This window comes from Paenibacillus cookii (assembly GCF_018333375.1).
In the GTDB taxonomy this organism is placed as follows: Bacteria; Bacillota; Bacilli; order Paenibacillales; family Paenibacillaceae; genus Paenibacillus_AQ; species Paenibacillus_AQ cookii.
In genome coordinates, this window is the sequence record NZ_BORW01000078.1 from 1 (window position 1) to 1,892 (window position 1,892).

Consider the following 1,892-nt stretch of genomic DNA (forward strand, 5'->3'; position numbering starts at 1 on the left):
GGGGCTGTCCAGAAAGTCAGTGAAAACTGACTTCTGGTCCGCCCATTTTCGTTGAATGCAAAAAATAACACAAAAAAACCGTCTGATCTTGTAAAATGAAAGTTACCAGACAACCATTTTACAGAAGGACGGTTTTTATGCGTAATCAAATGACTACTACAGAACAGTATACCATGCAAATGATACTTCCTCTAGGGGATTTGGAAGAAAAAGCAGTTTCCAAGCGAAGCCTTGCCCCTGCCTTCAAACCCTATGACAACAGACAGGCTCAGATGATTCTTGATCTGGAGATGCGTATCCCTACCCACCATGTGGCGCGTGTGATTGATGAAATGATTGAAGCCATCCCGGATGAGCAATTGTTTGCTCATTACACAGGCGGAGGCCGCAGTTCCTACCATCCCAAAATGATGCTCAAAGTCATCCTTTACGGTTACTCGCAAAAGGTCTACTCTTGTCGCGGGATTGAAAAGCTACTGCAAGAAAACCTCCCGGCTATGTGGCTGGCAGCGATGCAGCAACCCGACTTCCGCACCTTGAACGACTTCCGTGGCGTGCGCATGAAGGCATTTATGGACGAGCTGTTTGAAACGATGATCCGAAAGCTTATCGCAGACAATTACATCACGATGGAGAACTACTTTTTAGACGGCACGAAGATCGAAGCTGATGCTAACAAGTATTCTTTTGTGTGGAAAAAATCCACCCTTCACTTTGAAGAGAAGCTCAAGGAAAAGGTGCAGGCGGCCCTTGCGCATATTCATACGCTCACGCAGCAAGAAGCTGGCGGATACGCGGCGGCAGAACCGGACGAACTCCCTGCAAGACTCGAAAAAGCAGCCGCCATACTGGAAGAAAAGGTGGAGGATTTCACCGAACAAATCGCTCAGGCAAACGACAGCGAAGAACGGAAAGCCTTACGCAAAGAGCGCAGTGCCTTGAAGAAGCCACTGAAACAAATTCGGGAGGACTTTCTTCCTCGGCTCGCCAAGTATGAGCAGCAGAAGGCGTGCTTTGGCGATCGCAATAGCTACTCCAAAACAGATCCGGACGCCACGTTTATGCGTATGAAGGAAGACCACATGAAGAATGGTCAGCTGAAACCGGGTTACAATGTGCAAATGGCGACAGAAAACCAGTTCGTGTTATTTTACAGTATCCACCAGCGCCCCACCGATACGCGCTCTTTCATCCCGCATATGAAGCGATTGGCCGCGTCTTCTTTGCCGATGCCCCAAACGGTGATTGCTGATGCAGGCTATGGTAGCGAAGAGAACTATTTGTATGCGATGGGCGAAGAAAAAGAGTCCCGTTTTGATTTTCTCATTCCTTACGGCAGTTATATGAAAGAGAAAACGCGTCGCTACAAGAAGGACATTCGGCATGCCTCGAACTGGATGTATGAAGAGCGCGATGACCGATTTGTTTGCCCGAATGGCCGGTATGTTCGCTTTAAGAAATACCAAACGAAAAAAAATGCTTCCGGCTTGGAACAAAGCTTTAAGATATATGAATGTGAAGATTGCAGTGATTGTCCATTCAAGGCAAGCTGCACCAAGGCCAAGGGGAACCGCCAGGTACACTGGAATACGATCTGGGAAGAACTAAAAGCAAAGGCCAAAAAAGCCCTTGAGGATGACGAGAAATCCGCGATCTATGCTCGGCGTAAAGTCGAGGTAGAAAGCGTATTCGGTCACATCAAGGGCAATCGGTCGTTCCGGCGGTTCTCCTTGCGAGGGCTGGAGAAGGTTCACACCGAGTTTGGGATTGTGGCTTTGGCCCACAATCTACTGAAGGTGGCAGGCATCCGCCTCGCTACTTTCCTGCAAAAGCGACAGAACAAAAAAAGTTGGACGGAAAACATGACGTTTTTCCGACCAACTTTTTATTTT

General features: G+C 48.0%; 1 protein-coding gene. It reads left to right on the plus strand.

Annotation, left to right across the window (positions count from 1 at the left end; translation table 11 throughout):
• Positions 1–137: 137 nt before the first annotated feature.
• Positions 138–1,892, plus strand: a 1,755-nt coding sequence (locus tag KI367_RS26565) for an IS1182 family transposase (RefSeq protein WP_212953292.1), incomplete at its 3' end; no start/stop codon positions are given.